23 protein-coding genes are annotated in these 26,992 nt (G+C 66.3%); 11 read left to right on the top strand and 12 right to left on the bottom strand.

Annotated elements, in window-relative coordinates; all coding sequences use genetic code 11:
* Complete coding sequence (locus tag AAFG50_RS39760) at positions 1–357, top strand: hypothetical protein (protein WP_049832442.1); 357 nt, start codon at positions 1–3, stop codon at positions 355–357.
* On the opposite strand, the gene AAFG50_RS39755 is transcribed toward AAFG50_RS39760, so the two are convergent.
* On the bottom strand, positions 336–1,088 hold the full coding sequence (locus tag AAFG50_RS39755) for a carbonic anhydrase family protein (RefSeq protein WP_028172806.1): 753 nt from the start codon (positions 1,086–1,088) through the stop codon (positions 336–338). The genes AAFG50_RS39760 and AAFG50_RS39755 overlap by 22 nt on opposite strands.
* A gap of 89 nt (positions 1,089–1,177) precedes the next feature.
* Entirely contained in the window at positions 1,178–1,831 is a 654-nt protein-coding gene (locus AAFG50_RS39750) for a helix-turn-helix transcriptional regulator (protein ID WP_028172807.1), read from the bottom strand.
* A 303-nt stretch (positions 1,832–2,134) separates the two neighbouring features.
* On the opposite strand from AAFG50_RS39750, the gene AAFG50_RS39745 reads away from it, so the two are divergent.
* Both AAFG50_RS39745 and AAFG50_RS39740 read left to right on the top strand, forming a co-directional pair.
* Entirely contained in the window at positions 2,135–2,482 is a 348-nt protein-coding gene (locus AAFG50_RS39745) for a DUF952 domain-containing protein (RefSeq protein ID WP_011083958.1), read from the top strand.
* Positions 2,479–3,576 (top strand): quinone-dependent dihydroorotate dehydrogenase, encoded by a 1,098-nt coding sequence (locus tag AAFG50_RS39740; protein WP_011083959.1) that lies wholly within the window; start codon positions 2,479–2,481, stop codon positions 3,574–3,576. Before AAFG50_RS39745 ends, AAFG50_RS39740 begins: the two co-directional genes overlap by 4 nt.
* A gap of 75 nt (positions 3,577–3,651) precedes the next feature.
* Here AAFG50_RS39740 and AAFG50_RS39735 read toward each other — a convergent pair whose 3' ends face one another.
* The 5 genes from AAFG50_RS39735 to AAFG50_RS39715 all read right to left on the bottom strand — a co-directional run bounded on the left by AAFG50_RS39735 (position 3,652) and on the right by AAFG50_RS39715 (position 9,290).
* Positions 3,652–4,977: an MATE family efflux transporter gene (locus AAFG50_RS39735; RefSeq protein WP_028172808.1), complete on the bottom strand. Its 1,326-nt coding sequence runs from the start codon at positions 4,975–4,977 to the stop codon at positions 3,652–3,654.
* 1 nt (position 4,978) lies between these two features.
* Positions 4,979–5,713, bottom strand: a complete 735-nt coding sequence (locus AAFG50_RS39730) for an MBL fold metallo-hydrolase (protein ID WP_028172809.1) — start codon at positions 5,711–5,713, stop codon at positions 4,979–4,981.
* A gap of 31 nt (positions 5,714–5,744) precedes the next feature.
* Complete coding sequence (locus tag AAFG50_RS39725; protein ID WP_028172810.1) at positions 5,745–6,047, bottom strand: DUF6460 domain-containing protein; 303 nt, start codon at positions 6,045–6,047, stop codon at positions 5,745–5,747.
* A gap of 331 nt (positions 6,048–6,378) precedes the next feature.
* Positions 6,379–8,256: an ATP-dependent DNA ligase gene (locus AAFG50_RS39720; protein ID WP_028172811.1), complete on the bottom strand. Its 1,878-nt coding sequence runs from the start codon at positions 8,254–8,256 to the stop codon at positions 6,379–6,381.
* Positions 8,253–9,290 (bottom strand): ligase-associated DNA damage response exonuclease, encoded by a 1,038-nt coding sequence (locus AAFG50_RS39715; protein ID WP_028172812.1) that lies wholly within the window; start codon positions 9,288–9,290, stop codon positions 8,253–8,255. The genes AAFG50_RS39720 and AAFG50_RS39715 overlap by 4 nt, the downstream gene beginning before the upstream one ends.
* 64 nt (positions 9,291–9,354) lie before the next feature.
* On the opposite strand from AAFG50_RS39715, the gene AAFG50_RS39710 reads away from it, so the two are divergent.
* The 4 genes from AAFG50_RS39710 to pdeM all read left to right on the top strand — a co-directional run bounded on the left by AAFG50_RS39710 (position 9,355) and on the right by pdeM (position 15,191).
* Positions 9,355–10,281 (top strand): methyltransferase domain-containing protein, encoded by a 927-nt coding sequence (locus AAFG50_RS39710; protein WP_028172813.1) that lies wholly within the window; start codon positions 9,355–9,357, stop codon positions 10,279–10,281.
* A gap of 116 nt (positions 10,282–10,397) precedes the next feature.
* Positions 10,398–11,627, top strand: a complete 1,230-nt coding sequence (locus tag AAFG50_RS39705; protein ID WP_028172814.1) for an ABC transporter substrate-binding protein — start codon at positions 10,398–10,400, stop codon at positions 11,625–11,627.
* A 163-nt stretch (positions 11,628–11,790) separates the two neighbouring features.
* A complete protein-coding gene (locus AAFG50_RS39700) occupies positions 11,791–14,466 on the top strand; it encodes a ligase-associated DNA damage response DEXH box helicase (RefSeq protein ID WP_028172815.1) in 2,676 nt (891 codons plus the stop codon).
* Positions 14,467–14,519: 53 nt separating this feature from the next.
* Entirely contained in the window at positions 14,520–15,191 is a 672-nt protein-coding gene (pdeM, locus tag AAFG50_RS39695; protein ID WP_049832443.1) for a ligase-associated DNA damage response endonuclease PdeM, read from the top strand.
* Between the two features lie 93 nt (positions 15,192–15,284).
* On the opposite strand, the gene AAFG50_RS39690 is transcribed toward pdeM, so the two are convergent.
* Positions 15,285–16,148 carry a LysR substrate-binding domain-containing protein gene (locus AAFG50_RS39690; RefSeq protein WP_028172817.1) on the bottom strand — a complete coding sequence of 288 codons (864 nt, stop codon included), beginning with the start codon at positions 16,146–16,148 and terminating at the stop codon, positions 15,285–15,287.
* 98 nt (positions 16,149–16,246) lie between these two features.
* Here AAFG50_RS39690 and AAFG50_RS39685 point away from each other — a divergent pair, with 98 nt between their 5' ends.
* Both AAFG50_RS39685 and AAFG50_RS39680 read left to right on the top strand, forming a co-directional pair.
* Positions 16,247–17,188: a DMT family transporter gene (locus tag AAFG50_RS39685; protein WP_028172818.1), complete on the top strand. Its 942-nt coding sequence runs from the start codon at positions 16,247–16,249 to the stop codon at positions 17,186–17,188.
* A 12-nt stretch (positions 17,189–17,200) separates the two neighbouring features.
* Positions 17,201–17,974, top strand: a complete 774-nt coding sequence (locus tag AAFG50_RS39680) for an MBL fold metallo-hydrolase (RefSeq protein ID WP_028172819.1) — start codon at positions 17,201–17,203, stop codon at positions 17,972–17,974.
* A gap of 115 nt (positions 17,975–18,089) precedes the next feature.
* On the opposite strand, the gene AAFG50_RS39675 is transcribed toward AAFG50_RS39680, so the two are convergent.
* From AAFG50_RS39675 to AAFG50_RS39660, 4 genes are all read right to left on the bottom strand, one after another.
* Positions 18,090–18,860, bottom strand: coding sequence for a TIGR02186 family protein (locus AAFG50_RS39675; protein ID WP_028172820.1), 771 nt, complete (start codon positions 18,858–18,860; stop codon positions 18,090–18,092).
* A complete protein-coding gene (locus AAFG50_RS39670; RefSeq protein ID WP_028172821.1) occupies positions 18,857–19,774 on the bottom strand; it encodes a sulfite exporter TauE/SafE family protein in 918 nt (305 codons plus the stop codon). The genes AAFG50_RS39675 and AAFG50_RS39670 overlap by 4 nt, the downstream gene beginning before the upstream one ends.
* A gap of 315 nt (positions 19,775–20,089) precedes the next feature.
* A complete protein-coding gene (locus AAFG50_RS39665; protein ID WP_028172822.1) occupies positions 20,090–23,533 on the bottom strand; it encodes a tetratricopeptide repeat protein in 3,444 nt (1,147 codons plus the stop codon).
* 372 nt (positions 23,534–23,905) lie between these two features.
* Positions 23,906–24,496: a PadR family transcriptional regulator gene (locus AAFG50_RS39660; protein ID WP_028172823.1), complete on the bottom strand. Its 591-nt coding sequence runs from the start codon at positions 24,494–24,496 to the stop codon at positions 23,906–23,908.
* A gap of 200 nt (positions 24,497–24,696) precedes the next feature.
* Here AAFG50_RS39660 and AAFG50_RS39655 point away from each other — a divergent pair, with 200 nt between their 5' ends.
* On the top strand, positions 24,697–25,080 hold the full coding sequence (locus AAFG50_RS39655; RefSeq protein WP_028172824.1) for a nuclear transport factor 2 family protein: 384 nt from the start codon (positions 24,697–24,699) through the stop codon (positions 25,078–25,080).
* Positions 25,081–25,198: 118 nt separating this feature from the next.
* On the top strand, positions 25,199–26,989 hold the full coding sequence (locus AAFG50_RS39650) for an acyl-CoA dehydrogenase C-terminal domain-containing protein (RefSeq protein ID WP_028172825.1): 1,791 nt from the start codon (positions 25,199–25,201) through the stop codon (positions 26,987–26,989).
* Positions 26,990–26,992: the final 3 nt, after the last annotated feature.

The raw sequence follows: 26,992 nt of genomic DNA, 5'->3' as shown, positions 1-26,992 counted from the left end.
ATGATCGCTCGCGTCTGGCGTGCGGCGGCCACGCGCGACAAGGCCGCCCTCTATCAGCATCACTTTGCAACCCGGGTGGTGCCGCACCTTGAGGCCATCGACGGCTTTTCCGGCGCCTCGCTGTTGCGCCGCGAGGTGGAGGGGGGCACCGAAGTGCTGGCGCTGACGCTGTGGCAGGGCCTCGACAGCATCCGCGCCTTCACGGGGCCCGATCCCGACAAGGCCGTCGTCGATCCTGAGGCGCAGGCCATGCTGACGGCCTTTGATGCAACGGCCGCCAACTACGAGGTCGTCGTGGACATCAGACAGAACGTCCGAGGCGCCGAGGCTGCGCCTCAGGTCGAGCGTAGCACGTAACGCCGGTTGTCCTTCTGCACCGGCCGCGCGTTCATCGGATAGAGCTTTGCGAAGGCGGCGACGTCGGCGGCCGAGACCTGGATCGGGGTGGTCAGCAGCAGCCATTCGACCACTTCCGAGCAGGGCGGCGTCGTCAGCGAGCCGGGATAGCGGAAGTAGCTGAGCCTCGTTGGCAGCATGGCGAGGGGGTCGATGCTCGCGTCGGCTTTCACCGCGGGGCCTTCCGCCGCGGGCATGGTCTTGACGATCTTGCCGAAGGCCGGGTTCGGCTTGCCCTCGGCCATCAGCACGCCGACCACGGCGAGCCCGCCGGCATCGTTGCGATGGACGAAATGCGCCTCCATCGGAAAATTCTTGCCGCCGATCATGTGCTCGCTCGGCCGGTGGAAGTGGACCTGGAGCAGCTTGTATTTGACGTCGCCGAGCGTGAGCGTGCTGCCTTCGGCGAAGTTGAGCTGGATCGTGTGCCCGTTGTTGACGATGGTGTCGGCGCTCTTGCCCCAATTCAGCTTCAACGTCGGCAATTGCGACTTGATCGTCGCCTCGATGTCGATCGGCGATTGTTGCAGGCCGACCGCGCAGGCCTTGTTGGCCGCGTCGAGATCGCCCCATTTGGCAGGAGCTCCGGCGCCTTCATAGCTCCAATGCACGCCTTCGGCGGCGAAGGCCGGCTTGCAGACCGGACAAAGCGCAAGACCCGCGAGGGCCTTCAATGCGTGACGGCGATTCATCATATTCCCCCAAGATGAATTAGATCGGCGATGCGCGCGCAACCTAGGCGAGAGGCGCGGTGAGTCGCAATGGCCGTCGCGCGTTGAATTTATTGGCTCGCCCACACGATCCTTGCGACCCACGCGAGCTCACCCGCCGCGATCGTGCGCTCGGCCTGCGAGGCATCGAGCGGCAGCAAGTCCAGCGCCTTGGCCGTGCGGCGCTTCAACGTTGCGACCGTCACCTCGCCCGCCTTGGTCGTCACCACGACACGATCCCCCTTGCGGATCGGCGTGCCGGGTGAGACCAGGATGACGTCGCCGTTGCGATAGGTCGGGGCAAGCGCATCGCCGGCAATCTCCAGCGCAAACGTCTGGCTGTCCTCGGCGGTGGGAAGCGCGAGCTCGGTCCAGCCCTTGCCGGACGGAAGGCCGGTCTCGTCGAAAGCGCCGCTCGCGCCCGCCTGTGCGAGCCCGAGCAGCGGCACCGAGCGGCTGTTGCCGGTCTCGTCGCTGATCAACCCGGCAAAGACATCGATTGAGGCGCCGGCCGCTGCCAGCGCTTTTGCGATCGATTCGGTCGAGGGCCAGCGCTCGCGGCCGTCCGAGGTGACGCGCTTGGACCGGTTGAAAGTGGTGGGGTCGAGCCCTGCCCGCTTGGCGAGGCCGGACGGAGACAGCCCGGCGCGCGCCGCCAGCCGATCCAGCGCGACCCAGATCTGGTCGTGAGTCAGTATCCTCTGCGCTTTGGCCTGTCTGACCATGGAAGGTCCAGCCCGTCGCAACTCAGGAAAACTGTCCTCAAATCAACCGGTTTTCCGATTTTCGCGCAAGAGGCGACGGCGGACGCGCTTTCAAGCGAAGCGGATACCGGTTCGCGTCAAGAATACGCGTCAAAACAAGAATTTAGAGCCCATTCCGATTTCATCGGAATGGAATAGGCTCTAAGTCTTGAGTTCGGAAGGGGCCGCCTTTACGGTCGCGCCGGGTTTTGAGACCCGCAAGAGACGAAAAACCCCAAGAGACTCAACGAGCTGACTCAAAGAGCAAACAGGGCTCCACATCAGGTGGTCAACAAGATCTACAAAATCTGTCCGGCCTCGGCCTGGCGCGAGGCGGAACGGCAGGGCGTGTACCGCGGCAGCGCGGACGACGCGCGCGACGGCTTCATCCATTTCTCGACGGCCGCCCAGGTTCCCGAGACCTTGCGCAAGCATTATTTCGGGCAGCGCGCGCTGTTCCTGGTCGAGGTCGACGGCGATGCGCTCGGCAGCGAATTGCGCTGGGAGCGCTCGCGCAATGACGAGCTGTTTCCGCATCTCTATGGCGAGCTCGATTTCGGCGCGGTCATCTCGGTGGTGAACCTCAACATGCGCTCGGACGGCGGCCACGACATGCCGGAGCTTGCCCCGTGATTCGCGCCTTCGATGCTCTTTCGCTGCCGGTGCTGCGCTGGCTCGATCCGGAGGATGCGCATCGCCTGGCGATCCAGGGCCTGCGCTTCCTGCCGCCGGTCAAGCCGCGCGCTGACGATCCCAAGCTCGCGGTGCGCGCCTTCGGGCTTAACTTTCCCAACCCGATCGGCATGGCCGCGGGCTTCGACAAGAGCGCGGAGGTGCCGGATGCGCTGCTGCGCCTCGGCTTCGGCTTCGTCGAGATCGGCTCGGTGACGCCCAAGCCGCAAAGCGGCAATCCGCGGCCGCGGCTGTTCCGGCTCGAGCGCGACGAGGCCGTCATCAACCGCATGGGCTTCAACAATGATGGCGCGGATGTCGCGCTGCGCAGGCTCGCCGCGCGCGCGCAGCACGGCGGCATCGTCGGCGTCAATGTCGGCGCCAACAAGGATTCGCCGGACCGCGTTGGGGACTACGTCAAGCTGATCGAGGCCTTTGCGCCGGTCGCGAGCTATTTCACGATCAACGTCTCCTCGCCGAACACGCCGGGCCTGCGCAACTTGCAGGAAGGCGCGCTGCTCGACGACCTCCTCGCAAGGGTGATCGACGCGCGCGAGCGGGTGCGCCAGAAGGCCGGCGACACGCCGGTGCTGCTGAAGATCGCGCCGGATTTGAGCCTTGCTCAGCTCGACGACGTCGTGCAGGTCGCGCGCTCGCGCCGGGTCGACGGCATGATCGTGTCGAATACGACGATCGCACGGCCGAGCACGCTGCGCGAGGAAATGCGGGCGAAGGAGCAGGGCGGCCTGTCCGGCCGGCCGCTGTTCCGCCTGTCGACGCGCATGGTCGCGGAGACCTATGTGCGCGTCGAGGGCGCGTTCCCGCTGGTCGGCGTCGGCGGTGTCGATTCCGGCGGCGCCGCGCTGACGAAAATCCGCGCCGGCGCGAGCCTGATCCAGCTCTATTCGTCGCTGGTCTACAAGGGCCTCGGCCTCGTCGAGGAGATCAAGCGCGACCTCACCTCGACATTGCTGCGCACGGGCCGGGATTCGCTCTCCGACATCGTCGGCGCGGATGCTGCGACGCTGACGGCGGAAGACTGGCCGGGGATGTGAGGCGCCGTTCTTCGCCTCTCCCCGCAAGCGGGGCGAGGGAGAAGAGAAAGCCGCTCCATCCGGGCCACGATTGTTCTACGATTTCGGAAACGTCGCCCCATACAGCGCCGGATAACGCGCGCCCTGCAGGCCGCCGCGCGCGACATAGAAGGCGATCAGCGCGCACCATAGCCCGGCATTGCCGAGGGATTGCAGCGCCCACCAGGTGATGAGGAAGATCGCCAGCGAGGCCAGCATCAGATTGCGCATCTCGCGGGCCCAGGTGGCGCCGATATAGATCCCGTCGAAGCCGAAGGCGAACACGCCGGGCACCGGCGCGAGCACGATGAAGGGCAGGAAGTCGCGCGCGGCCCGGCGAACGTCTTCGCTCGCGGTCATGACATTGATCAGCGCCGTCCCGAACAGCGCGAACAGCACCGCGACCACCAGCGCGAAGCCGAGCCCCCACGCGAGCACCAGCCGGGTCGAATCCGCAAAACCCCTTGCATCGCGTGCGCCAAAGGTGCGGCCGCAGAGCTGCTGGGCCGCGTTCGCAAGACCGTCGAGGAAGAAGGCGCTGACCAGCAGGAAATTGTTGAGCACGGAATTCGCGGCCAGCGTGACATCGCCGGCGCGCGCGCCCTTCGCGGTAAAGAACAGGAACACGGCGATCAGCGCCGCGGTGCGGATCATGATGTCGGAGTTCACCGCCAGCATCCGCATCAGCTTGGCCCGGTCGAACAAGGTGGCGCGAGGCACGCCAAAGCCGCCGTCCGCATAGCGGCGGCAGACGATCACGCCGAGCGCGAAGCCGATGGTCTCCGAGAGCAGCGCGGCGATCGCAGCGCCCGCGATGCCGGTGTCGTAGACCAGCACGAGCAGGATCGTCGCCGCCATGTTGACGAGATTGATGACGATCTGAAGCAGCAGCGCCGGATTGGCGCGGGCCTGCCCCACCAGCCAGCCGAGGATGACATAGTTGGCGAAGGCCAGCGGCGACGACCAGATCCGGATCATGAAATAGGTCTTGGCGGCGCGCGTGACGCCTTCGCTGCCGCCCATCAGGTCGAACAGCACGGCCGCCAGCGGCAGTTGCAGCGCGATCAGCGCCGCCCCGATCAGGCCCGCGACGATGAAGCCGCGCATCAGGATCGCGGTCAGCTCGCGCGTCTCGCCGGCGCCGAGCGCCTGCGCGGTGAAGGCGAGCGTGCTCATGCGCAGGAAGCCGAACAGCCAGAACAGGCAGTCGAAGATGACGGAGGCCATCGCCACGCCGCCGAGCAGCGCGGCATCGTCGAGCCGCCCGATCGCCGTAGTCGAGACCACCCCGATCAGCGGCGTGGTGAGGTTCGCAACCATCGCCGGACCCGCGATGGCGAAGACCTGGCGGGAGCCGATCTTGGGGGGAACGGGCGCGTGCATGTCAGAACACGAGCACCATGCCGTCTTCGGCGGCGAGATGCTCGATATCGGCGAGGCGCGACAGCATGTCGTCGCTCATGTGGGTGAGGACGAGGCGTTTGGCGCCGATCGCCGGCAGATGCTGTTCCAAGGTCTTCAGGCTGAGATGGTTCTTGACCACCTTCTCGTACATATAGGCTTCCGCGACGAAAAGGTCCGCGCCATGCGCCAGCGGAATGAGCGTCTCCGTCCACTCGGTGTCGGCGCTGTAGGCGAGCGTGCGGCCCTCGGTCTCGACGCGGTAGGCGAGGAACGGGCCGCCGGATTCGCCGTGCACGATCGGGTAGGGCGTCACCGTCACCGCACCGAAATTGCGCCTTTGCCCGGGCGCGAGCTCGACGACGGAGAGCTCGAAGCGCTGCTTGGTCTTCGAGGAATGCTCGAACAAAACCTCCATCACCTCGCGCAGCCGCGTCTCGATGCCTCGCGGGCCCGCGATCGTCAGCGGTCGCGTTCGCCGCGAGAACTGCGCGTCGAGCAGGACAAACGGTAGGCCGGCAAAATGGTCGCCGTGGAAATGCGTGATCAGGATCAGATCGATATCGTTGCGGTCGATCTCGAGTCGCTTCAGCGCAGGCAGGGCCGACGCGCCGCAATCGATCAGGAAGTTGGCCTCGCGCCCCGCAACGTGGAAGCAGGTGTTGAGCCTGCCGCCCGAGCCGAAGGCGTCGCCGCAGCCGACAAAGCGTAATTGCATCGGCTGCGGGCTCCCTGAGCTTGACCCGGACTTAGCGGCGCGGCGCGCCGAAGACGCGCGACAGCAGCCAGATCGGAATCACGATGACCGCGCCGAGCAGGAAGTAGCGCCACAGCCAGTTCACGGCATCGAAGCCGAGATCCCACAGCCGCTGGAACAAGAGGCGAATGCTGTAGATGATATTCCAGGGATCGAAGCCGATCGCCGCCAGCACGACGCCCACCAGGATCGAGAGCAGGACGAGGCGAAACGCGACCGCCAGCGGCGAGCCGCCGAGAAAGCGGTTCAGGCCGTCACTGCGGCCGGCCGGCAAATCTCTGACGTCTTGGACCATCGCAAAAAACTCCTCGCGGGATTCGATCCGATTATAAGTCACGGCGGGGCACATGGGGAACCCGTAACCGGCCGTCAATCAGCTTACCGCATTTTAATTTCGGCAGCGCGCCAGCGATTTGGGTGCACGCCGGCGGCTGGGCTCACCTCTCCCGCTTGCGGGAGAGGTCGGCGCGTCCGGCGATGCGAAGCATCGTCCCGAGCGCCGGGTGAGGGCTCTGTCCTCTTGGGGAATCCCGATGAGGGGACACCCTCACCCCAACCCTCTCCCGCAAGCGGGAGAGGGGGCGCACCGTCGCCTTGGCGACAATCGAGCCTCGTCTCAGCACGCTTCAAGCCTCAACCTCCGCCGCCTCCGCCTTCAGCATCTTTTCCAGGGTTTCCAGCCGGTCGGCCTCCCGCGGCGGCTTGTCCCACCGCAGTCGGCTGATGCGGGGAAAGCGCATCGCGACGCCTGATTTGTGCCGCGGCGAGCGCTGCAGCCCTTCGAACGCGACCTCCAGCACCAGCCCCTTGTCGCCCTCGTGCACGACATGGCGCACCGGGCCGAACTTTTCCGTGGTGTTGCGGCGGACGAAGCGGTCGATCTGGAGTAGTTCCTCGTCGGTGAAGCCGAAATAGGCCTTTCCCACCGGTACCAGCTCGTCGCCGGTCTCACCTTCGGTCCAGACGCCAAACGTGTAGTCGGAATAATAGGACGAGCGCTTGCCGTGGCCGCGCTGCGCGTACATCAGCACGGCATCGATGATGTGCGGGTCGCGCTTCCACTTCCACCATTGGCCCTTCGGCCGGCCGGGCAGATAAGGCGCATCGCGCCGCTTCAGCATCACGCCCTCGACGGCGTCGGCATCCTCGCCGGCGCCGGCACTTGCGGGGTCGGCGCGCGCGGCGGTCAGCGCCTCCCAGCTCGCGAAGGGCACGATGGGCGACAGATCGATGCGGGGATCGCCGAGCTTAGTGATGAATGTTTCCAGCCGTTCCCGCCGCTCCGTGAACGGCAATTCACGCAAATCGTTCTCATCGTCGCCGAGCAAATCGTAGGCGCGCAGATGGATCGGGAATTCCTTGATCAGCTTTGGCGAGACCACCTTGCGATTGAGCCGCTGCTGGAGAACGTTGAAGCTCTGCACGCGGCCCTCGCGCAGGATCAGAAGCTCGCCGTCGATCGCGCCCGGCAGGCGCAGCGATGGCACGAGATCCGGAAAGCTCCCCGTGATGTCCTCGCCGGTGCGCGAATAGAGCCGGGCAGTGACGTGGCCGCGGTCGTCGCGGCCCGCAACCGCCTGCACGCGGATGCCGTCCCATTTCCATTCGGCGATGTAGTCGGCGGGATCGAGCGCGACGAAATCGGTATCGTCGATCGCATGCGCGAGCATCACCGGGCGGAACGGCGCGGGATCGCGATTGACCGGCTTTTCGCCGCGGCCTTCCAGCCAGGCGAACAGGTCGAGATAGGGTGGCGCGAGCCCCGGCCAGATCAGCTCGACCTCATGCGGGTCCTTGTCGCCGAGCGCCGCCGCGGCGGTCTTCGCCAGCCGCGCGGAAATGCCGATGCGAAGCGCGCCGGTGACGAGCTTCAGTAGCGCCCAGCGGCCGGTCTCGTCGAGCTCGTCGAGCCAGCGTTCGAGCTGTTTTGGCAGCTCGGTCTTGCCGAGGGTGCGGAGCGTGGTGACGACTTCGGTGAGGGTTGGGGGAGGTGGGTTGTTGTGGTTGCTTGGGTGGAGCGCATCGCTGGCATCTCGCCCGCGGTACCCCCCTCCCTGACCCTCCCCCGCAAGGGGGGAGGGAACGGAGAGGCTCGTGCCTCCATCACTTTGGGAATCGCTATTAGTTGTTGTGCTCGCTGACAGCGCCGCGTTCCGCTGCGCTCCCTCCCCCCTTGTGGGGGAGGGCGGGGGAGAGGGGTGGCCCGGAAAAGACTGCCCGCCATCTCCCGCGCGCTTCGGCCACATCAGCGCCACCGTCTCCGAGAGATCGCCGACGTAGTCGTAGGACAACCCAAACAGCACCTCATCCGTGCGCGACGCGATCAGGTCGCGGATCAGCGCCGGCTTGGCGTGCTTGAAGCTGAGCGCGCCGGTCAGCGCAGCGAGCGCGTAGCCGCGATCGGGATCGCCGACCTCGCGGAAATAGCCGGTGATCAGCCGCAGCTTGTTGTTGCGGCCGGGCTCGTAGGCGAGACGGTCCAGAAGTTCGGCGAAACGGTTCATCCTTCCGCCTCGTCTTGAAGCTGCGTCTCGCTCTCCTCCTCGTCGCCATAGCCGACGAGATCGAGCGGCTGCGCCCGCAGGCCGCGCGATTGGCACCAATGCACCAGCGCGTCTTCCTGGCCGTGGGTGACCCAGATCTCGCCGGCGCCGGTCGCCGCGATCGTGGCGGTGAGGCCGTCCCAGTCGGCGTGGTCGGAAATCACGAGCGGCAATTCGACGCCGCGCTGCCGCGCGCGGGCGCGCACGCGCATCCACCCTGAGGCGAAGGCGGTGACGGGATCGGGAAAACGGCGCGTCCAGATATCTGATGTCGCTGACGGCGGTGCCAGCGTGATGGTGCCGGCGAGCGCCGCCTTCTTCACGCCAATCACGGGCCTGAGATCGCCGAGTGCGATCCCGCGGCTCTGGTAGTAATGGGTGATCGTCTCCATGGCGCCATGCAGATAGATCGGTGCGTCATAGCCGGCCTGCCGCAGCAGCGCGATCACGCGTTGCGCCTTGCCGAGCGAATAGGCGCCGACGAGATGCGCGCGTTCGGGAAACAGCGCGACCGAGGCGAGCAGCTTCTTCACTTCATCGGCCGCATCGCCATGCCGGAACACCGGCAGGCCGAACGTCGCCTCGGTGATGAAGACGTCGCAGGGCACCAGCTCGAACGGCGCGCAGGTCGGATCTCGCGCGTCCTTGTAGTCGCCGGAGGCGACGATGCAGGTGTCTTTGCATGTCACCGCGATCTGCGCCGAGCCCAGCACATGCCCGGCCGGGTGGAATTTCACGCTGACATCGCCGAGCCGGATCTCCTCGCCGTAACGGATGGCTTGCGTCGAGCCGGCGAAATTCTCGCCATAGCGCAGCCGCATCATGTCGAGCGTTTCCTGCGTCGCCAGCACCGCGCCATGGCCGGCGCGGGCATGGTCAGAATGGCCGTGGGTGATCAAGGCCCGCTCGACCGGGCGCACGGGATCGATGTGGAAGCCGCCGGGCTTGCAGCACAGGCCGGCAGCAGCTGGCAACAGGATGTCTTGCGGGCGCATGACTGATATATAGGCTGCTTCACCGCATCTTCGAGTCACCACCCGCTTCGCTTCCTGGTTCCCAATGCCGCTCCGCCTGTTTCTGACCTCCGGCGATCTCATGGCCGACCGCCGTTTCGAGTTCGCGCGCGACCTCCAGCTCAAGGGCGATCTGCCTGCCGCCGCCGACCTCCTGGAGCAAGCGATCGAGCTCGCACCGAATTTCGCCTCGGCCTGGTTCACGCTCGGCGAGATCCGACAGCAACTCGGCGAGCCCGACAAGGCCATCGCGGCCTTTCGCAAATCGCGGGAGTCCGATCCTGGGGATCAGCACGGTGCCGGCCTGCATCTGATCCGGCTCGGCGACGCGCAGATGACGGAGATGCCCAAGGCTTATGTGCAGGCCCTGTTCGACCAGTACGCGCCGCGTTTCGAAGACGTGCTGATCAACGATCTCGGCTATCGCGCCCCGGCGCTGATCTTCAAGGCGGTGCTGGCCGCCCGCGTTGCCGCGAAGAAGCCGGCTTTCTTCAAGCGCACCATCGATCTCGGTTGCGGCACCGGGCTTGCGGCCGCCGCCTTCGCCAAGCAGGTCGATCATTTCATCGGCATCGACCTGTCGCCCGGCATGATCAGGGTGGCGCGCGCGACCGATCTCTACGCCGAGCTCGAGGTCGCCGACATGATCGAGGGCCTGCGCAGCAAGGGCGATGGATGCGCGAACCTCGTCGTGGCCGCGGACGCGTTCGTCTATCTCTCCGATCTCGCGCCGGTGTTGGCCGAAGCCGGGCGCGTGCTTGCAGCGGGCGGCGTGCTTGCCTTCACGCTGGAGACGCATGACGGCAGCGGCATCGTTCTCGGCGAAGGCCTGCGCTATGCCCATTCGGCGGAATATGTGCGCGGCGCCATTGCGCAAGCCGGACTGAAGCTCCTCACCCTGGAGCCGGGCTCTCCGCGCAACGAGAACAACGAGCCGGTGCGCGGCCTCGTCGTCGTCGCCGAGAAAACTTGAGTCTAGGCGCTAAACGCCCCGCGATTTGAGCGTCATTGCGTCGCAAAGCGACGACTTCGGACTTGCGAGCCGTGCTGCGATGCCAGCACAATGCGCGCGCCAGGGAGAAACAAATAATGACCAAGAATCCATCGCGGCGCGATTTCAGCGCCGCCGCGCTCGCCACCATCGCCGCATCCACCTTGCCCGCGCCATATGTCTGGGCCGCGGAGAAGAAATACGATGCGGGCGCCAGCGACACCGAGATCAAGATCGGGCAGACCGTGCCGCATTCCGGCCCCGGCTCGCTCTACGGCGTGCTCGGGCGCGTCGGCGAGGCCTATTTCCAGATGCTGAACGAGAAGGGCGGCATCAACGGGCGCAAGATCAAGTTTCTCACCATGGACGACGCCTACAGCGCGCCGAAATGCGTCGAGGCGACGCGGCGCCTGGTCGAGCAGGAGGAGGTGCTGGCGCTCTACGGCTCGCTCGGCACCGCGCCGCAGACCGCCGTGCACAAATACCTGAACTCCAAGGGCGTGCCGCAGCTGCTGCTCAACACCGGCGCGTCGAAGTGGAACAATCCGAAAGAGTTCAAATGGACGATGGCGGGCCTGCCGCTCTATCCGACCGAGGCGCGCATCCTGGCGCGGCATGTCGTCAGCGTGAAGCCGAACGCCAAGATCGGCATCCTCTACCAGAACGACGATTTTGGCCGCGACTTCCTCGGTCCCTTCAAGAAGGTGCTGACTGACGCCGGCGGCACCGCGCAGGTGATCATGGAGCAGACCTACGATCTCACCGAGCCGACCGTCGATTCCCAGCTCATCAATCTCTCAAAGTCGGGCGCCGACGTGTTCTACAACATCTCCACCGGCAAGGCGTCGTCGCAGTCGATCCGGAAAGTGGCCGAGCTCGGCTGGAAGCCGCTGCAACTGTTGTCCGCGGGCTCGACCGGCCGCTCGATTCTGAACGCCGCGGGCCTCGAGAATGCCGCCGGCATCGTCGCCATCCGCTACAACAAGGAAGTCGGCCTGCCCAAATGGGAGAAGGACCCCGACGTGATGGCGTTCGAGGAGCTGCGCAAGAAGTACACGCCGGCCATCGACCCCGACAACACCATCGCCTTCGCCGGCTACGGCCAGGCCGTCACCATGGGCGAGATCCTGCGCCGCTGCGGCGATGATCTCACGCGTGCCAACGTGCTGAAGCAGGCCTCGACTCTTGCCGGCTTCCACTCGCCCTATTTCCTCGAGGGCGTCACCTACAGCTACACGCCCGAGGACTACACGCCGATGAAGACGCTCTTCATCTCCACCTTCACCGGCAAGGATTGGGATATCTCCGACAAGCCGATGTCGGAGTAGGAAACGGGCAGGACGTCGTAGGGTGGGCAAAGGCGCATAGCGCCGTGCCCACCATCTCTCCAGGTATCCATACGCGAATGGTGGGCACGCTACGCTTTGCCCACCCTACGAGACCTCCCTCCACCCCTCGACGAACCCGCCCCCACGGCTTACCTGTGATGCCGTGCCGCCCCGCATCCACAAAATCCCGGCCGAGCCGGCCGCGCCGCTGCCCGACCGCTTCGAGGCGTGGTTCGCGGCGCGCGGCTGGTCGCCGCGCGCGCATCAACTGGTGCTGCTGGAGAAGGCGCGCGAGGACCGCTCCGCGCTGCTGATCGCGCCGACCGGTGCCGGCAAGACGCTGGCGGGATTTCTGCCGACGCTGGTGGAGTTGTCTTCTTTCTCTTCTCCCTCCCCCCTTGTGGGGGAGGGGCGGGGAGGGGGGTGGCCACAAGCACCGTTCGTGGCTCTACCCCCCTCCCGGCAGCCTGCGGCTGCCGACCTCCCCCACAAGGGGGGAGGTGACAACAACAGCCTCGTCTCCACCGGCCGCAGCGTGCAGCGTAGCGCTGGCCTCCACACGCTCTACATCTCGCCGCTCAAGGCGCTCGCCGTCGACATCGCGCGCAACCTGGAGCGACCGATCGCCGAGATGGCGCTGCCGATCAAGGTCGAGACCCGCACCGGCGACACGCCGGTGTCGCGGCGGCAGCGCCAGCGGCGCTATCCGCCTGATATCCTGCTGACGACGCCGGAGCAGCTCGCCCTTCTGCTCTCCTCCGACGACGCCCCGTTCCTGTTCTCCTCCTTGAAGCGCATCGTGCTGGACGAGCTGCACGCGCTGGTGACGTCCAAGCGCGGCGATCTGCTCTCGCTCGGGCTGGCGCGGTTGTGGCGGCTGGCGCCGCAGATCCGCGCGATCGGATTGTCGGCGACCGTGGCCGAGCCTGATCAGCTCGCGCGCTTCCTGGTGCCGCAGCCCGGCGGCAAGGAAGTGGCCGCCGACATCGTGATCGCCGGCGGTGCCGCGCCGCCGCTGGTCGAGATGCTCGATACGCGCGAGCGGCTGCCCTGGGCCGGCCACGGGGCGCGCCACGCGCTCAGCGAGGTCTATGAGCTGATCAAGGCGAACAAGACCACGCTGGTCTTCGTCAACACCCGCAGCCAGGCGGAGATGTTGTTCCAGGATCTCTGGCGCATGAACGACGACGGGCTCGCGATCGCGCTGCATCACGGCTCGCTCGACGTCGCCCAGCGCCGCAAGGTCGAGGACGCGATGTCGGCAGGTAAGCTGCGCGCCGTGGTCTGCACCTCCTCGCTCGACCTCGGCGTCGACTGGGGCGACGTCGATCTCGTCGTCAATATCGGCGCGCCCAAGGGCTCGTCGCGCCTGATGCAACGCATCGGCCGCGCCAATCACCGCCTCGACGAGGCCTCGCGCGCGGTGCTGGTGCCGGCCAACCGTTTCGAGGTGCTGGAGTGCCGTGTCGCGATCGATGCCATCGCCGAGAATGCGCAGGACACGCCGCCGCTGCGCACCGGCGCGCTCGACGTGCTGGCCCAGCATGTGCTCGGCTGCGCCTGCGGCGAGCCGTTTCTCTCCGACGAGCTCTATGACGAGGTGCGCACTGCCGCGCCTTACGCCGGTCTGGCGCGGCAGGATTTTGACGATGTCGTCGATTTCGTCGCCTCCGGCGGTTACGCGCTGAAGACCTACGAGCGCTTCGCCCGCATCAGGCAGGATAAGCAGGGACGCTGGCGCGTCGCCAATCCAAAGGTGCGGCAGAGCTATCGTCTCAATGTCGGCACCATCGTCGAGGAGCCGATGCTGAAGGTGCGGTTGGTGCGTTCCCGCTCCACCGGCAGCGGTTCGACCGGCGCGATCGCGCGCGGCGGCCGCGTGCTCGGCGAGATCGAGGAATACTTTATCGAGGGGCTGACCGCCGGCGACACCTTTGTGTTCGGCGGCGAGGTCGTGCGCTACGAGGCGCTTGCCGAGGATCAGGTCTATGTTTCCCGCGCCAACGACAAGGATCCGAAGGTGCCGTCCTATATGGGCGGCAAGTTCCCGCTCTCGACCTATCTGGCGGAGCGTGTGCGCCGCCTGCTCGACGACAGGCGCGCATGGAACGGTCTGCCGGAGCAGGTGCGCGACTGGCTGTCGTTGCAGAAGGACGTCTCGCGCGTGCCGGGTGTCCGCGAGCTTCTGGTTGAGACCTTTCCACGCGGTAACAAGCATTATCTGATCTGCTATCCCTTCGAAGGGCGCCTCGCGCACCAGACGCTCGGCATGCTCTTGACGCGTCGTCTGGAGCGTGCCCGCGCCCGGCCGCTCGGCTTTGTCGCCAACGAATATGCGGTGGCGATCTGGGGGCTGGGCGACGCCTCCTTCATGGTCCGCAACGGTGAGCTCAATCTCGACGCGCTGTTCAACCCCGACATGCTGGGGGACGATCTCGAAGCATGGCTGGCCGAATCCGCGCTGATGAAGCGCACCTTCCGCAACTGCGCGCTGATCTCCGGCCTGATCGAGCGCCGCTTCACCAATGAGGACAAGAGCCGCCGCCAGGTGCTGTTCTCGACCGATCTCGTCTACGACGTGCTGCGCAAGCACCAGGCCGATCACGTCTTGCTGCGCGCCGCCCGCGCCGATGCCGCCACCGGGCTGCTCGACCTGCGCCGTCTCGGCGGCATGCTGGCCCGCATCCAGGGCCGTATCACCCACCGGGAACTCGACCACGTCTCCCCGCTCGCCGTCCCCGTGATGCTGGAAATCGGCCGCGAGTCAGTCTATGGCGAAGCTGCAGACGAGCTCCTGGCCGAAGCCGCCGACGAGCTGGTCAAAGAGGCGATGGGATAAGAGCAGGTTTTGACGTGACGGCAGGCGCGCTGGTTTCAGGAGATGTCGAGGACATGCGCGTTTCCAGAGTCACCATCAGCGATGTGACGTTCGCCGCCGATCTCTCCGGCGCCCTGTTCTGGGAAGAGCAGCGCCTGCTCGTTGTCTCCGACCTGCATCTCGAAAAAGGCTCGAGCTTCGCCAGCCGCGGCGTGTTGCTGCCGCCTTACGATACGATCGCGACACTCGGCCGGCTCGCTGCTGTCATCTCCCGCCATGATCCGCGCACCGTCATCGCGCTTGGCGACAGTTTTCACGATCGCACCGCGCATAAGCGACTCTCCGCTGAGGATCGCGACGCCGTCGCCGGACTCCAATCCGGTCGCGACTGGATCTGGATCTCCGGCAACCACGATCCGATGCTGCCGCGCGATCTCGGCGGCACCGTCGCCGACGAGGTCGCGATCGGCCCGATCACGTTCCGCCACGAGCCGACCGGCGCGCATGGCGAGATCGCCGGCCATCTCCATCCCAAGGCCCGCGTCTCCGCGCGCGGCCGTTCGATGGAGCGCCGCTGCTTCGCCAGTGACGGGATGCGCGCCGTGATGCCCGCCTTCGGCGCCTATGCCGGCGGCCTCAGCATCCGCGACGCGGCGTTTGCAAAGATCTTCCCGAAGAACGGTTTTGTCGCCCATCTGCTCGGCGACCGCCGCGTCCACGCCATCGCCGCGTCGCGGTGTTATTGAGCGTAGCGTACTGAACACACGCTGCGCGCGCCACGTGCACAACTGCACTCCCTCCCCCGCAAGGGGGGAGGGAACAGACCGACCTCGTGGCGACTAGGCCGCCTTCGCCTGCACGTTATCGCAGAACTCCGCGAGTCGATCCGCGAGCCGCAGCGTTGCCGGGCTCGCATCCGGCGCAGCCATCAGCGCCACCTCGGTCTTGTTGATTGGCGCAAAGCCGTCCTTCGCGGTCAGCACGCGATGATCGGCCTGGATCGACATTTCGGACAGGATGCTCAGCCCCATGCCGGCGGCGACCGCGGCCTGGATGCCGGCGAGGCTCGATGACGTGTAGGCCATGTGCCAGGTGCGGCCCGCACTCTCCAGCGCGTGGATGGCGCCGGCGCGATAGAGGCAGCCCAGCGGAAAGCCGATCAGCGGCACCGACGGCGCGCCCGCGTCGATCGGATGGCTCTTGCTGGTGACCCAGTGCACCCGCTCCGGCCACACCGCGATCGCGCCCTTCTCGCCGGCCTCGCGCTTGTAAAGCGCCAGATCAAGCTCGCCGCGTTCGAGATCGCGGGCGAGGTTCTTGCTCTGGTCGGCGCGGACGTCGAGCCGCAGGCCGGGATGCGAGCGCGAGAACGTCGCCAGCAATTTCGCCAGGCGATAGGCCGCAAAATCCTCGGGAATGCCGAGCCGGATCGCGCCTTCGCTGTCGGGCTGGCTCAGCACGTCGCGCGCTTCTTCTGCAAGCGAGAGCAGCCGCCGGGCGTAGGACAGCAACCGCTCGCCGGCTTCGGTGGGACGCACGTCCTTGCCGTCGCGGTGCAGGAGCACCTGGCCGACATCCTCCTCCAGCCGCTTGATCTGCTGGCTTACGGTCGATTGCGTGCGGTGGACGCGCTCGCCGGCGCGGGTGAAGCCGCCGGCCTCGACCACCGAGACGAAGCTGCGCAGAAGCTCGAGATCGAGCATGGGCGCCTCCATTCGAAAATCCACTGATTGGAAGTTAATCATTTAATTTCCAAATGGCAAGCGGCCTCCCTAGATCGAGGGCTCAGGAGAATGCCCTCATGTCGCTCGCTCCCTCGATTCCCGTTCCCCGCAGCCGCTTCAACACGCTGCCGCTCGCCATCGGCCTGTTCTGCCTGCTCTGGAGCTATGCCTTCGTCGCCGGCAAGATCGGCGTCACCCATTGCCCGCCGCTGATCTTGCTCGCCGCGCGCTTCTCGCTCGCCGGCATTTTGATCCTCGGTGCGACGCTGATCCGCGGCGACAGCTGGTCCTTGTCCTGGCGCGATGCCGCGATCTTCGCTGTGCTCGGCATCGCCAACAACGCGCTCTATCTCGGGCTCGGCTACACCGGCCTGCAATCGGTCTCCGCCGGGCTCGGCGGCCTGATCGTGTCGGCCAATCCGGTGTTCACCGCGGCGCTCGCTGCATTGTTGCTCGGCGAAGGCATGACCTGGCGCAAGGCGGGCGGTCTCCTGCTCGGCGTCATCGGCGTGACGGCAATCGTCTGGCATCGCCTGTCGGTCGGCACCGATTCATGGCACGGCATCGTCTTCACGCTGGCCTCGCTCGCCTCCATCGTCCTCGGCACGATCCTGTTCAAGCTGCTCGCGCCGAAGGGAAGCCTGTGGATCGGCAACGGCGTGCAGAATCTCGCCGCCGGCATCGTCCTGACGCCGGTCGCGCTCACCTTCGCCGACGTCCACGCGATCGATGTCACCCCAAGCCTGATCGGCGCCTTCGCCTTCCTCGTGCTCGGCGGCTCCATCCTCGCCTACTGGCTCTGGTTTCATCTCCTGAAAGTGTGTGGCGCCACCGCTGCCAGCGCCTATCATTTCCTGATGCCGCCGCTCGGCATGCTGTTCGCCTTCCTCGTGCTCGGCGAGCATGTCGAGGCCCGCGACCTGCTCGGCATCATCCCGGTCGCACTCGGCATCTATCTGGTGACCCGGCCGGCCAAGTCGCCTTCGTCAAAGCCGCTTCCGTCAAAGGCCGCATCGTAAGGAAGGTTCATCATGCCCATCTCCATCACCCTGATCGGCGGCCCGACCGCGCTGATCGAGATCGACGGCTTCCGTCTCCTCACCGACCCGACCTTCGATGCGCCAGGCGCGTACCAGCTGCCGCATGTGAAGCTGGAGAAGACGATCGGGCCCGCGTTGACAGCCGATATGATCGGTCCGGTCGATGCGGTCCTGCTCAGCCACGACCAGCATTCGGACAATCTCGACAATTCCGGTCGCGAGTTTCTCAAACATGCGAAGCGCGTGCTGACGACAGAGGCCGGAGCCAAGCGCCTCGGCGGCCATGCCGAAGGCCTTGCGCCCTGGGCGACCTCGCATGTGAAGGATCGTGACGGCAATTCTCTGACGATCACCGCGACGCCGGCGCGTCACGGTCCTGCCGGCATCGAGCCGCTGTCGGGTGATGTCATCGGCTTCGTGGTGTCCTCAAACCGCAAGGACACAAGCGCGGTCTATATCAGCGGCGACACCACCTGGTTCGACGGCGTCGCCGAGGTCGCGCGCCGATTCAAATGCGGCGTGGTGCTGCCGTTCGCGGGCGCTGCGCAGACGCGCGGGCCGTTCCATCTCACCATGGACACCAACGACACCATCGAGACCGCACGGGCCTTTCCCGATGCGATGATCGTGCCGCTGCATACCGAAGGCTGGGCGCATTTCCGCCAGAACAGCGAGGACCTGCGCAAGACGTTCGATGTGCTCGGTTTCGGGACGCGATTGCGATTGCTGGAGCCGGGCGTGCCGACGGTGGTGGAAGCGCCGTGATGGAGGTCGTCATTCCGGGGCGACGCGAAGCGTCGAGCCCGGAATCCATCGCGCCGCCTACTCCGCCGATCGATGGATTCCGGGTTCGCGCTACGCGCGCCCCGGAATGTGAGTCTCAATCCTTCCTGAACACGATCGACGCCATCCAGCCCGTCATCAGCGCCATGGCCGCGGTGGCGAGGCCGTAGATCAGGCCGTTCTGTCGCGCGGTCGTTGCGACGAACTGTTCGAAACCGACCTTGACGATCTCGAAGGCGGTTTCGGTCCTGCCGATGAATGCGCCGCCCGCAAACAGCTTGATCTCGACCTCGTAGGTCCCGATCGGCACCTCGGCCGGCAGCGGAATGCCGGTGCGGAACAGCGTCGGTGTCAGGAACGTCACGGCGCTCGCATCCTCGCGATAGAGGCCGCGCTGGGTGCGCAGGCGGATGAAGGCGGAGCGGAATGCGTCGTTCGGCACCACGTCGGCATAATCGCCGCTGACGCGCTGGGTCAGCCGCACGTTGTTCAGCCCGATCTGCTGCCGCCGTGCGATGTCGGGCGAGGTGATGACGTCGAACGGACGGTTGGCGAACAGCGCCAGATAGCTCGGCACCTGCAGGAATTGCCGGTAGTCGGTGTTGATCCAGATGCCGAAGGTGCGCTCCTTGCGCCGTGTCACCATGTCGGCGTGCGGGCCCATCACGGTGACCACGAGGTCGTAAGCCGTGCGGTCCGCGGGCGTCGTGGCGTCCTTCTCGACCGAGCCGAACAGCACCAGCTCCTCGCCGGAATAATTCGGCGTCACCGTGACGCGGTGGTTGGAGACCGACACGATCAGCCGCTCGGCCCGCACGGCGCTGCCGAGCAGCAGGACGAGAACGATTGCGAGCAGCGCGCGAATCATCCGCTCACTCCGAGCTCACGGATGGTGAAGAGATCCTCCGGCCGGATCACCAGCTCGATCGCAAAGCGGACGCCGACCGAGAGGATCAAGAGGCCCAGCAGCAAACGAAGCTGCTCGCCGCGGATCTTCTGGCCGGCACGTGCGCCGAACTGCGCGCCGGTGACGCCGCCGACCATCAGGATCAGCGCCAGGACGGCATCGACGAGGTGGTTGGTCACCGCATGCAGCATGGTTGCGAACAGCATGGTGACCAGGGTCAGGACCATCGACGTCCCGATCACCGTCGAGGTCGGCACTCGCAGCAGGTAGATCATGATCGGCACCAGGATGAAGCCGCCGCCGATGCCCATGATGGCGCCGATAAAGCCGATCATGGTGCCGACGATCAAGACGGGGATCACCGAGAGATAGATCTTCGAGCGCTTGAACCGCATCTTCAGCGGCAGGCCATGGATCCAGTTGTGCGTGCGCCGCGGCGGCACCGTGCCGCGCCGCGTCCGCATCAGGGCGCGCAGGCCTTCGGAGAACATCAGGCTGCCGACGGTGGTGAGCAGCACGACGTAGGACAGCGCGATCATCAGATCGAGCTGGCCGAGCGCGCGGAGCTGCGTGAAGGTCCACACCCCCAATGCTGTGCCGGTCACGCCGCCGCAGAGCAGCACGCTCGCCAGCGCCGGATCGATCGCGCGCCGCCGCCAGTAGGAGATCGCGCCGGAAAAGGAGGACGCCGCGATGTGGCTAGCGACCGAGGCGACCGCGACCGCCGGCGTGATGCCGATGAAGATCAGCAGCGGCGTCATCAGGAAGCCGCCGCCGATCCCGAACATGCCGGAGACGAAGCCGACCGCAGCGCCCATCGCCAGCACCAGGAAGACGTTGACCGGAAGATCGGCGATCGGAAGGTAGAGCTGCATTGAACCACGCACCGGCGAGACGGATCGATTGCCGCGTCTCTCAATAGCGGAATTCGCTGTCGAGCGGATCAGGAATTTTGGGCGTGGTGAATGGGTGTGAGGAGTGTGATGAGATTGGGCGTGATCGTTGCGACAATGGAGGTGCGCTCCCTCCCCCGTTTGCGGGGGAGGGCTGGGGAGAGGGTGTCTCCGCAGTGAGACTCTCCAAGAGGATAAAGCCCTCACCCGGCGCTCTTGCGAGCGCCGACCTCTCCCGCAAGCGGGAGAGGTGCACCGAGCCCGTGGCCCGCTTGGTTCAATCTAATGCTATGCGGCTCAGTGAGCCGCTGACGCCGACCGCTTCGTCGCGACCGGCTTCGGCGCGGGCTTGGCGTTCGCCTGCGGCGCGCTGTCCCAGCCGCCGTTCGGGGCTGGGACGTTGACGGCATCGTCGGGCTGCGGTTCGGCGCTGAAAGTCTGGATCGCGAGCTTGGCGGCGGCGAGCGATTGCGGATCGAGGCGCTTGGCGACGTCGTCGCGCTTCCCGGCGGCGTCCGCATCGCCCTGGGCGGCTGCCAGGCTGAACCATTTGTAGGACTCGGCGAGGTTCTGCTCGACGCCGATGCCGCGGGCATAGAGGATGCCGAGATTGAACTGGCTGTCGGCGACACCGCGGTCGGCCGCTTTCCTGAACCACTGCGCCGCGCTCTTGTAATTGGCGCCGCGTCCGCCGCCGTCGGCATCGAGCACAGCGAGATTGTGCATCGCCTTGGCGTTGCCGCGCTCGGCGGCCTGCGTGTAGTAGCGGCGGGCGATGTCGGCGTCCTTCTTCACCCCGAGGCCCTTTTCGTAGAGCGTGCCGAGGCGGAAGGTTGCGGGCATCACGCCGGCCTGCGCCGCGCGGTCGTACCATTTCGCAGCTTCGTCGTAGTTTGCAGCGACGCCCTTGCCTTCGGCAAAGCGCACGGCGATCTCGTAGGCGGCAGTGGCATCGCCCTTCATCGCGGCGGTGCGCAAGCCTGGGCCGCCGATGGCGTCGGGCAGTTTCTCGCTCGGCGGCACCTGGACGAGGCCGAGCCGCGTGCGGCTGGCCCCCGACAGCGCGCCGGTGACGTCGCTGGCGGCAGGCGGCACGGCCGCCGGAGCGGGCGGGATTTCAACCGAGGCCGAGCTGCCGGAATTGGGCGTGGGAGCCGGTGCGGCATTGTTCTGGGATTGCCGTCCGATCGGCGTCGGCGAGGTCATCGAGGGCGTGACCTGCTCGGGTATGGCGGGCTTGGTCTCGACCGGAGGCGGCGAAGCCTGCGGCGCGGGCTGGCTCACCGAATTCTCCATCGCCTGCGGCGCCGGCGGCGCGCTGCCGCCATCGAGCAGGTTCATCGCCATCTTGAAGGTGCCGAGCACGATCACGACCACGCTCGCGCCGACCAGCAGCGAGCGGATCTTCGAGGTGATGGTCGAGGCGCCTTCCTGGCCCTTGTCCTTGGCGCGGGCGATTGCGGCCTTGGCGCCACGGGCCGGCTTCTCGGGCGGCTGCGCGGCGGCGGCCTGGGCGGCGCGGCGCGCGGCCGCGATGAAGCTCGACGACGACACCGGCTCCTTCGGAGCAGTGGGAATTCCGCTGATCGCGCTTTCGGACGCGGCGATGCGCTCCGACGGCGTGGCAACGCGCCCGCCCGGCCGCGTGCCAGGCTCGAGCGGATGATCCGGCGGCAATTCCGGCGCCAACGCGGCGCGGGCGGGCGCCGTATGCGGCTCCAGGATTTCACTGATCGCGCGCGGCGGCAAGGGTGGTGCGGCTTGCGGTGCCGTCGGCGCCATCGGGACCGGCGGTGGAGCTGCAGGTGCCGCGGCGGCGTGGAATTCGCGCGGCGCGGCCACGAAGGCGGAATGCGCCGGCTGCTGCATGGCGGCCGGATTCGGCAGCTCAGGCTTCGGATCGTATTTCGGCTGCTGTGCTTGCTGCCGAGCTTCGCGCGCCATCGGCGCGGGCTCCATGGGCGCAGCCATCGGCATCGGCATCGGCTGCGGCGCAGGGGCCGGCGGCGCGGTGCGCACCGCGCGCAGATCGCCCTCGATCATCGAGAGGCGATCGACGACGTGGCCGAGCGCGCTGTGAACGGCTTCGAGCGAGTCCTGGGTGCTGCGGTTGGTTTCGGCCTGGCTGAAGCGAATGTCGGAGAGCTCGCGCTTGACGAGATCGACCATGCCGGAATCGGGGGACGGCGCCGAACTGCGGCTCTCGGCGAGCGCGGAATAGGTCGCCTGCTGCCGTTCGAGATGGCGCAGGATGTCGTGCAGCCCGTCCTCGACGCGGCTGAGATTGGTGTTGCGCGGATCGGAGGCAGCTTCGATCCGCTCCAGCAGATAGGAGACGCGCTGTTCGAGATGCGCAAAGGTCGAGGCCGAATCGCTGCCGACCTGCATACGGTCGAAACGATCCGACAACGCACGGATTGCGGCCTCGAGGTGCTCGGTGCTCTCGGCGGGCTGAGGCCGCTCGCGCGTCTCCAGCGCGGCGGTGAGTGCCGCGATGCGCTGCTCGAGCACGGCAAAGCTGTCGCCGGGGCCGGACGAGCGGGTGATCTGGTCGACCTTGGACGACAACAGCTGCACGTCCTCGGACAGCCGTGCCAGCGCTTCGTTGGAGGCGACGTTGGAGACGATGCCGCGCAGCGCCGAGATCGCGCCTTCGAGCTGGCGCACCGTGGACGGATCGTCATTGGCGCGCAGGATCAGATCGAGCTTGGCGCCGAGATTGCGGATCGCCTCGTCATAGCCGGTGAGCTGCTCGGCCGGCGTCAGCGTGCGCAGCACCTGCTTGATGTCGGACAGCGCGTGCTCGATGCCTGACAGAACCTGGCCGTCGGTGCCGGACGAGCGGGTCTCGTCGATGCGACGGTGCAACGAACGGATTTCGTTTTCGATCGATTCGATCGCGCGGCGCGGCATCGCCTCGGTGATGGCGTGGCGGATCTCCGCGAGCTCGCTGCGGAAAGCGTTGATCGCCTGCTCGGTATTGTCGGGGCGCTGGAGCGACTCGATCTGGCTCGTGATCTTGAGCAGATGGCGCTCGAGCGACGAGAAATCCGGCCCCGGCTGCGGTGGCGGCGGAGCGTAGGCAGGCGCGGGTGGCGCCATCGGCGCGGCGAAAGGAGCTGCCGCGGGCGCAATCGACGGCGCGGCGCGCGGCGGCATCTGCCTGGGCGCAAAGCCGTCGAGCTCGCTCTGCCGCGCCGTGATCTCGGCGACGGCAACGTCGAACGAGGCGGGGCTCAGCGGCGGCGAACTGCGATAGACCTGCGCGGCCGCGCGCTCGACCGCATCGGCCTGGCGCTGGCGCGTCTCGACGGGTGCGGGCCGCGGAGCCTGAGGCGGCTGCGGTTGCAGCTGCTGCGGCTTTGAGATTTGCGACAGGCGCGCATCGAGCCGCGAGATCGCGTCGTTGAGCTGGCGTGCGACGCCCTGCTCGCGCGAGACCTCTTGTCGTGAAGAGTCCTGGCGAGGGGTGGGCTTCGAAATCCGTTCGATCTGCTGGGTGATCGCGTCGAGCCGCTGGTGGATGTCGGCGACTTCGCGGCTTTCCGGACTCGGTACCTGGTTCGGCATGTGTTGCGGACGCTGCTCGTAAGGTCCGCGAAAGTTTGGCGGGGCAGTTTCGCCGAGCGTGGAGTTCAGCCAATCGTTGAGTGACATGCCGGCTCTGCGAGCAGCAGCTTCGGCCCGCTCCCGGACGGAGGGATCGATGCCGTCAACACTCCACGATACGCGCGAATTCATGACTCTGTCCGGTTCCGACTTCGGCGCCCCACCCGGCGACTCCAGCCTTCCCACGCGTGCCGGTTGCAAAGACAATCGGATTTGGCGCGGGTCGTCTGCCTCGAAAACCGACTTTTGTCTGTTACGGTAAATAACGGGTTAAGGAACGCGGGCCCGGTGTCTTAAAGTTGGGCGGCGGGAACCCAATGAACTGAACCTCAGCTTTCGCCGCATAGTCGGAGCGCTCCCTCCCCCGCCTGCGGGGGAGGGCCGGGGAGAGGGTGCTTCCGCAATCGAGGATCCCCAAGAGGAGAAAGCCCTCACCCGCGCCTTCGGCGCGACCTCTCCCGCAAGCGGGAGAGGTGACGGGCACCGCCGAGGCCGATCTAGCCCTCAGCCCTTCCCCTCGCGCTTGCCGTCCTCCAGCGGCACCACCGTGCCCTTGCCGCTCATCGTCGACAGCGCCTCGAGTGTCTCTTCGCAAAAGTCGGCCACCATCTGCTCGTGGCGGGCGCCGAGGCGGAGCAGGAGCAGGTTGCCGAGATCGAGCCGGCCCTCCGCCGTGCCGTCCGGAAATCGCTTTTTCAGAATCCGCTCATAGTTCGCGTGGCGGTCGCGGTGGTGCTCTAGCCGGGCCATCAGGTCGGTGCGAAGGGGTTCGATATCGATGCTGTCGAGCGCATGCAGCCGAACCAGCAGATCGTCCTTGGTCGAGGCTGGCGTGCTTGGCCGCGCGGCCCAGTGCCGCAGCGCTGTTCTACCCTCGGGGGTGAGCGTATAAACCAGCTTGTTGGGCTTGCCTGATTGCACGACCTCGCGGCCCTGGATGTAGCCGCGGTCGCGCAGCTTGGAGAGCTCGCGGTAGATCTGCTGATGGTCGGCCTTCCAGAAGAAGCCGATCGAGGAATCGAACGTCTTGGCGAGCTCGTAACCCGTCATCGGACGTTCCGTCAGGCATGCGAGGATTGCGTCGCCCAGTGCCATGACACCGGCCTCCCTTCTTCGACCTTGACCAACCAGCTTGACTTTATGCGCATCTGCGCATATGCGTCAATGTGCATATGAGGCAGCTTCGGAGCGGGCCAAAGACCCACCTCGAAGGTCCAGCAAAATCAACCTCTTCGCTACTGTGCATGGGGTTGTTTTCGCGCTTTTTGCCCAGGCCTTTAGGGAGGCGCCCGAGAATGACCGGCCTCGATTCCTGGTACGGCTACATGAAGTCCCATGACCGCAAGGCGCTCTGGGACCTGCTCCATCCCGATGCCGTGTTCGAAAGCCCTGTGGTGCATTCGCCCCAGCGCGGCCGCGACATCACCTTCAAATATCTGTCGAGCGCCGAGAAGGTCCTCGGCGGTCCCGGCTTCACCTATGTCGGCGAGTGGACGAGCGTCAATGGCGCCGTCCTCGAGTTCAAGACCATGATCGACGGCATCGAGATCAACGGCGTCGACATCATCACTTTCGATTCCGAGGGACGCATCACGCATTTCAAGGTGATGGTGCGTCCGCTCAAGGCGATCAACATGCTGCACCGCCTGATGGCGGAGCAGCTTGCCGCCCCATCATGACCCTGCCCTGAGGTTGCAGAAGCAGCTAAGCTTGCTGGCAAAGGCTGCGCCGCAGGAATCACGAGAACATCGTCACTTCAAGCCCCAATGACTTCAAGGTACCTGCCGGGAGACCACCATGCCGATCTATAAAGCCCCCGTCGAAGACGTGAATTTCCTGCTCAACGACGTCTTCCAGATCGATCGTTACGACAATCTGCCCGGCTTCTCCGATGCGTCCAGCGACGTGCGCGAGGCGATCCTGGGCGAAGCCGCCAAGCTCGCCGAAGAGGTGCTTCAACCGCTCAACCGCGTCGGCGATCTCGAAGGCTGCAAGCGCGCCGATGACGGCAGTGTCACCACGCCGAAGGGCTTCAAGGACGCGTTCAAGCAGGTTGTCGAGGGCGGCTGGCTTGGCCTGTCGGCTCCGACCGAGTTCGGCGGGCAGGGCCTGCCGGTGACGCTCTCCCAGGCGGTCAACGAATTCCAGATCTCCGCCAACATGGCGTTCTCGATGTATGGCGGCCTCACCATGGGGGCGACCGCAGCCCTGATCGTGCACGGCAGCCCCGAGCAGAAGAAGACCTATGTGCCGAAGATGGTGGCGGGCGAATGGACCGGCACCATGAACCTGACCGAGCCGCATTGCGGCACCGATCTCGGCATGCTCCGCACCAAGGCGGTGCGCCAGCCCGACGGCAGCTTCAAGATCACGGGCACCAAGATCTTCATCTCCGCTGGTGAGCACGACCTTGCCGACAACATCATCCACCTCGTGCTCGCCCGCATTGAGGGCGCGCCTAGCGGCATCAAGGGCGTGTCGCTGTTCGTGGTGCCGAAATTCCTGGTGAATGCCGACGGTTCGGTCGGCGCCCGCAACGGCGTGGTCTGCGGCTCGATCGAGCACAAGATGGGCATCCACGGCAATTCCACCTGCGTGATGAACTACGACAGCGCCACCGGCTGGCTGATCGGCGAAGAGAACAAGGGCATGCAGGGCATGTTCGTGATGATGAACGAGGCCCGCCTCGGCGTCGCCGTGCAAGGTCTCGCGCAGTCCGAGGTCGCCTATCAGAACGCCGTCGCCTATGCCCGCGAGCGCATCCAGGGCCGTTCCCTGACCGGCACCAAGGCGCCGGACAAGCCGGCCGATCCGATCATCGTGCATCCCGACGTGCGCCGTACGCTGCTCTCGATCCGCGCCTTCAACGAGGCCGCGCGCGCCTTCGTGATGTGGACCGCTCTGAAGAGCGACGTTGCTCACCGGTCGGAGGATGCCAAGGACCGTCAGGCCGCCGACGACCACATGGGCCTGATGACGCCGGTGCTGAAGGGCTTCCTCACCGACTACGGCTTCGCCAACGCGGTGCAGGCGCAGCAGATGTATGGCGGCCACGGCTACATCGCTGAGCAGGGCATGGAGCAGTTCGTGCGCGATGCGCGTATTGCGATGATCTATGAAGGCGCCAACGGCATCCAGGCGCTCGACCTCGTCGGCCGCAAGCTGCCGCGCGACGGCGGCCGCGCCATCATGGCCTTCTTCGGCGAGGTCATGGCCTTCGCCAAGGAGAGCGGCGGCGACGAGGCGCTAAAACCCTTCATCACCCCGCTCTCGGCTTCGCTCGGCCATCTCCAGCAGGCCACCACCTGGCTGATGCAGAATGCGATGATGAAGCCGGACAATGCGGGTGCTGCCGCAACCGATTACCTGCATCTCTTCGGCTTCGTCGCGCTCGGCTACATGTGGGCGAAGATGGCCAAGGTGACCAATGCCAAGATTGCCGAGAGCGGGGCGACGCCCTATCTCTCGACCAAGCTCGTCACCGGCCGCTTCTTCATGGAGCGGATGTTGCCGGAGACCGCGGCCAATCTCGCGCGCATCCAGTCGGGCTGCGCCACCATCATGGAACTGCCGGCAGAAGCGTTCTGAGCA

The organism is Bradyrhizobium sp. B039 (genome assembly GCF_038965675.1).
In the GTDB taxonomy this organism is placed as follows: domain Bacteria; phylum Pseudomonadota; class Alphaproteobacteria; order Rhizobiales; family Xanthobacteraceae; genus Bradyrhizobium; species Bradyrhizobium diazoefficiens.
This window is presented reverse-complemented; position numbering and strand designations above follow the sequence as displayed.

Bases quoted from the DNA above. Each gene is read 5' to 3' on its own strand.
- AAFG50_RS39715 (WP_028172812.1), bottom strand. From the start codon at position 9,290: ATGCGCCCGCAAGACATCCTGTTGCCAGCTGCTGCCGGCCTGTGCTGC.
- AAFG50_RS39670 (WP_028172821.1), bottom strand. From the start codon at position 19,774: ATGCAGCTCTACCTTCCGATCGCCGATCTTCCGGTCAACGTCTTCCTG.
- AAFG50_RS39750 (WP_028172807.1), bottom strand. From the start codon at position 1,831: ATGGTCAGACAGGCCAAAGCGCAGAGGATACTGACTCACGACCAGATC.
- AAFG50_RS39665 (WP_028172822.1), bottom strand. From the start codon at position 23,533: ATGAATTCGCGCGTATCGTGGAGTGTTGACGGCATCGATCCCTCCGTC.
- pdeM (WP_049832443.1), top strand. From the start codon at position 14,520: ATGCGCGTTTCCAGAGTCACCATCAGCGATGTGACGTTCGCCGCCGAT.
- AAFG50_RS39675 (WP_028172820.1), bottom strand. From the start codon at position 18,860: ATGATTCGCGCGCTGCTCGCAATCGTTCTCGTCCTGCTGCTCGGCAGC.
- AAFG50_RS39650 (WP_028172825.1), top strand. From the start codon at position 25,199: ATGCCGATCTATAAAGCCCCCGTCGAAGACGTGAATTTCCTGCTCAAC.
- AAFG50_RS39660 (WP_028172823.1), bottom strand. From the start codon at position 24,496: ATGGCACTGGGCGACGCAATCCTCGCATGCCTGACGGAACGTCCGATG.
- AAFG50_RS39680 (WP_028172819.1), top strand. From the start codon at position 17,201: ATGCCCATCTCCATCACCCTGATCGGCGGCCCGACCGCGCTGATCGAG.
- AAFG50_RS39655 (WP_028172824.1), top strand. From the start codon at position 24,697: ATGACCGGCCTCGATTCCTGGTACGGCTACATGAAGTCCCATGACCGC.
- AAFG50_RS39710 (WP_028172813.1), top strand. From the start codon at position 9,355: ATGCCGCTCCGCCTGTTTCTGACCTCCGGCGATCTCATGGCCGACCGC.
- AAFG50_RS39725 (WP_028172810.1), bottom strand. From the start codon at position 6,047: ATGGTCCAAGACGTCAGAGATTTGCCGGCCGGCCGCAGTGACGGCCTG.
- AAFG50_RS39730 (WP_028172809.1), bottom strand. From the start codon at position 5,713: ATGCAATTACGCTTTGTCGGCTGCGGCGACGCCTTCGGCTCGGGCGGC.
- AAFG50_RS39755 (WP_028172806.1), bottom strand. From the start codon at position 1,088: ATGAATCGCCGTCACGCATTGAAGGCCCTCGCGGGTCTTGCGCTTTGT.
- AAFG50_RS39735 (WP_028172808.1), bottom strand. From the start codon at position 4,977: ATGCACGCGCCCGTTCCCCCCAAGATCGGCTCCCGCCAGGTCTTCGCC.
- AAFG50_RS39720 (WP_028172811.1), bottom strand. From the start codon at position 8,256: ATGAACCGTTTCGCCGAACTTCTGGACCGTCTCGCCTACGAGCCCGGC.
- AAFG50_RS39705 (WP_028172814.1), top strand. From the start codon at position 10,398: ATGACCAAGAATCCATCGCGGCGCGATTTCAGCGCCGCCGCGCTCGCC.
- AAFG50_RS39685 (WP_028172818.1), top strand. From the start codon at position 16,247: ATGTCGCTCGCTCCCTCGATTCCCGTTCCCCGCAGCCGCTTCAACACG.
- AAFG50_RS39690 (WP_028172817.1), bottom strand. From the start codon at position 16,148: ATGCTCGATCTCGAGCTTCTGCGCAGCTTCGTCTCGGTGGTCGAGGCC.
- AAFG50_RS39760 (WP_049832442.1), top strand. From the start codon at position 1: ATGATCGCTCGCGTCTGGCGTGCGGCGGCCACGCGCGACAAGGCCGCC.